2 protein-coding genes are annotated in these 3501 nt (G+C 73.8%); both read right to left on the reverse strand.

Features of this window, described 5'->3' with window-relative positions; genetic code table 11:
- Positions 1 to 456 precede the first annotated feature (456 nt).
- Positions 457 to 1671: a hypothetical protein gene (locus ACFUK0_RS39930; RefSeq protein WP_380258963.1), complete on the reverse strand. Its 1215-nt coding sequence runs from the start codon at positions 1669 to 1671 to the stop codon at positions 457 to 459.
- Between the two features lie 70 nt (positions 1672 to 1741).
- The gene (locus ACFUK0_RS39935; RefSeq protein WP_380258965.1) at positions 1742 to 2035 is read right to left on the reverse strand and encodes a chaplin family protein; all 294 of its coding nucleotides are present in this window, start codon (positions 2033 to 2035) and stop codon (positions 1742 to 1744) included.
- Between the last annotated feature and the right edge of the window lie 1466 nt (positions 2036 to 3501).

The raw sequence follows: 3501 nt of genomic DNA on the forward strand, positions 1-3501 counted from the left end.
CCGGCCACGCCGCCGTGGTCGGCCTTGCCTACCAACTCGCCGAGGGCAGCGCCCGACTCGTCACCGCCCGCGGCATCCCCACCACAGAATCGGCTACCGCGACCACCGGATGACACGAATCAACGGCACGGCGTTACGACTGCCGCGACGAGTACGGCCGGGCTGCTGCACACCCGAAGGGAGCCGCCGGGTCCTGCGGTGTCCAGGACCCGGTCTGCTACGGCCGCGGGCGGCGAACGGGACGACGGCGCTCTGGATGGCCGAAGCGCCACCGCCCCGGGCCAGAACCGCGAGTAGCGCCCTTCCGGAGGTTCCCTCCCGGGGCGGGAGCCTGACTGGTACGCAGGCCGCGATGAAGCGAGGCCGGTGAGGGAACGGGAGAAGCGGCCCGAGCAGTGTCGGATCCCGGCAAGGTGCGGGAAGGCAGCGGGGTTGGCAGACGGCACGGTGCCGGGTTCAGGTGGGCAGGGTGGGGGCTGTCGTGGTGCGTGCCAGGAGCAGGTTCTCGTAGGTGTGGTGGTGCCGGTCGGTGGTGCGGCGGCGGAGCAGATCGGCGGCGCGGGCGGGCTCGCCGGCCTCGACGAGGGCGCGGGCGAGCGTGTCCTGGATGATCTCGCGTTCCACGCGGACGCCGCCTATGTGTTCGGTCCGGCTGCCCAGGGCATCCAGCAGGTCCGCGGCGGCCCGGGGGCGGCCGGCCGTGATCTCGGCGAGGGCCTGCACCACGGGCGCGAGGACCTCGCGGTAGTCGGGGCGCGCGTCGGCGGCGGCGCGGTGGGCGAGGGCGTGCAGGTCCTCGGTGGCGGCCTCCACCGCCAGGGCGAGGGCCAGGTTGAAGGTGTGGAAGATCTCCGCCGTCCCGCCGGGTGCGGCCAGGAGCTCCCGTAGGTGGCCGAGGTCGCTGCGGCCGGCAGGGGTCTGCCCGGCGAGCAGCAGACGCCAGTTCGTGGCGGCGCGCATGCCGACGTCGGACGGTGCCAGGGCCGCGTCCGCCCGCCGGCGGGCGTCGGCGAAGTCGCCGCAGGCGATGGACTGCAGGGCCGCGTGCCAGTTCAGGTGCCGTGCCTGAACCGCGTGCGGGTCCTGTGCGAGCCACCGGTCGAGGATGTCGACAGCGGTGGGGCCGGCGCCGAGTTCGTGCTCGGCGTGTGCGAGGGCGTGCGCGGCCACGCCCGCGCGCGGGTTGAGGGCCAGGGCCCGCTCGGCGAGGGCGTGCGCCTCGCGGGGGCGGTCCTGCTCAGCCCGGGTGGCGGCCAGCCATCCCGTCCACGCCCAGTTGTCCCGGCCGGCCAGGGCCCACTGCCGTTCCACCAGGTCGTCGCCGTACACGCGGTAGGAGTCCTGTCCGCAGGCGGAGAACGCGCCCAGCATCAGCCCGGCCGTCTCGTCGGCCGGCCAGCGTGCGAAGTGGCCCGCCAGGTGCTCCGCCGTCATCAGGTACTGCCGGTGGGTGTGGAGGTAGACCCCGTAGACGAGGCTGGCCTCCCTCTCGCCGGCGAGCAGTGCGTCCCGGTGCGCGATGACCAGTTGTTCCTTGAGAGCGGTGTCGTCCAGGTGGTCGGCCCTCGCCAGGGTGAGCAGGGCACGCCCCACCCCGCAGGCCGGCTCGGCGGCCACCCACTGTGTCAGCAGGGGCAGGGCCCGCCCGCTCAGGGCGAGGAGCTCGGCCACCGCACGCACCCCCACGCCCACGCCCGCCACGGCCGGCGCCTGCGCCCGGCCCGTGGTCACCGACGCCCGGTCACACACTGGACATGAAGACCGCGGTGCAGACGATGCCGCTGTTGCCGCAGTGATTGCGCGGCAGGTCCAACGGCAGTGCGCTCTGGTTACCGCTCACCGCCCCGCTTCCCGCCGAGGTGGAACCCGCACCCACCGTGCCGCCCCGGGCGGCACAGCTGTTGCCGAACACCGCGTTCCCGACCCCGACGACGTTCGCGTGCGCGGCCCCGGCCGGGACCCACGCCACCCCCGCCATCGCGCCCAGCGCCACCGCCCGGCCGACACCACTGCGGTCCCACACCTGCACACCCATCGTGTTCCTCCACCGTCCGGGACCGCACAGCCGCCCCGCCACACCCCGACCCGGAACCCGGACCGTATACAGAGCAACGACACGCCCCAACCTTCCGACACGGCCTACAGGGCCCCGGGGCGGCGTGCAGAGGGGCGCGTGCCAGCTTTTGGCGCTGGTCGGCGCGTCGCCGCATTGCCTCGTGAGTCCCAGGGGCAGCGGTTGTGCTCAGCTGTTTCGGAGGGCGTTGCCGCCAGGGGTGCAGGGGTGCAGGGGGGATGGTGGGCTTGTCCTCAGCGCCCTGCTGTTCGTCCTCGACTCCTGCGACCTGCCCAGCGCGGCACTGTCACCGAACACACCACCATCGCCGCGCTGCCCGACCACGGCAAGTTCGACCCGTTCCGGCTCGCCGCCGGCCCGCGCCTGCGCGACATCTCCATGCCGTCCAGCCCCACCAGGACGGCGCCCGCACCCTGTGGCTGTACTCCCTCACCACCCCAGCCTGGGCCGCCGGAACCTTCCGCAATGGCCACGACGTGCACCAGGTCCGCCAGTACGGCGGCCGCCGCCTCTGGGACCACCTCGAGCGCACCCTCACCTGGTGGCACGACGAGGGCTAGCCCACCGTCGACCGGCTCGGCCTCACCATCACCCCCGACGGCTGGCACGCCTGGCTCGACGACCCGGACCAGGTGATCTGAATCCGGCCGCCACCCGGCCGTCAACGCCGTCGCCTCCGGTGCGGCCTGCTGACGTCGGCTGGCGTCCCCGAGTACGAGCGGATGGCTGTATGCCACGTTTGCCAGATTGAATTGATACGGGGTCAGGCGGATCGGTGGGCAGCGTCCCGGGCTCCGGACGGCGCCCCCACACAGCCGTCTTGGGCCAGCCCGCGCCGCAGGCGTTCACGCCCGGCGGCCGGGAATACACGTTGGCGTGCCGGGCCGCCGGCCCGGGGCAGAGGTCATGGTCAGCCTCCGGCCGGACGGCCCCGTGCCAACTTCCGCCCGCCCGCCGGGCGGCGTGGGTCAGGACGCGGGCCGCAGGTGTCTGCCGCGCCCGGCCTTCTCCAAGGTGGCCCGGAGCGAGTCCCGGTTCATGGTGGATCGGTGCGCCAGGTCGAGGTCGGCGGCCCGCCTGTACAGCTCCGCCTTCGTCAGCGCCGACAGATCCTCGCGCCGTGCCGCAGCGGCGCCGGTCTTCTTCCCCGTCGCACTGGTCGCGGCCCGGGACCGCCGCGGTGATGGCGGTGATCTTCTTACCCCCGCTCTCCTTCAGTCGGCGCTGCGCGGAACGGCCCGCCGCCGGTGTCCGCTGCTCGCCGGGCGGATCAGCCTGATCAGGCGCTGAAGGCCTGGCCGGTGAGTGCAGGTGAACGGGTGCGGGCCCCGACCGGAACCGGTCGGGGCCCGCACGTCGTCGGAGGCGGTCAGTGCTTGAAGGTGTGCTTGACGTGTTAGCCGGCCTGCTTGACGTCGCCCTTGGCC

This window comes from Kitasatospora sp. NPDC057223 (assembly GCF_042669755.1).
Classification (GTDB): Bacteria; Actinomycetota; Actinomycetes; order Streptomycetales; family Streptomycetaceae; genus Kitasatospora.